General features: G+C 39.2%; 1 pseudogene. It reads left to right on the top strand.

The annotated features are described in order from the left end of the window. Nucleotides 1-569: pseudogene (locus tag HMPREF3263_RS10470) on the top strand (hypothetical protein); the annotation flags it as partial.

The following is a 569-nucleotide window of genomic DNA, read 5'->3' as shown; positions in this document are numbered from 1 at the left end:
ACGTGGCAACGATGAAATTGAAATTCGAGACTCCATTTTTGATGGTTATGCCCGCGGATTTATTCGATTCATCTTACTCGCTGGATTTTTGATTGTTGGAATTTGGGGTAATTGGGGTGAAATCCCTTTCCATGGTCAGATACAAAAAACTCAACGTGACTATGAATGGGCATTTAATCCTGATAAACCTGCGATGGAGCAATATCTATGGTATAAGGAAAAAGCAGATAAGCGTTATAAAAAAGCGCAAGAAGAAAATAATCCATTTATATCTGCACCAATCCCTTATCATGAATATAAACAAAGTATTCTTCCTAAATCACCATTAAAAGATTTTATCCTTGATATCATTTTAATTCCCTTTGTGGTCTTTGCCTTTTTCCTCCCCCGTCCACGTGGTTTTCGTGTCAACCGCAAAAAACGGGTGATTTATTGGCAAACTATCTTTGGTAGCCATGCCATCGCCTTTGTACCGGAACAAGGTGACCCGCTAGGCGGAATCAATTACAGTCGTTTCGGCTTATATGCGTTTGGTGGAGATGAACGTTTTTCATTACAACTTTGGATTG

The organism is Haemophilus sp. HMSC61B11 (assembly GCF_001838615.1).
GTDB lineage: Bacteria > Pseudomonadota > Gammaproteobacteria > Enterobacterales > Pasteurellaceae > Haemophilus_D > Haemophilus_D parainfluenzae_AD.
This window is presented reverse-complemented; position numbering and strand designations above follow the sequence as displayed.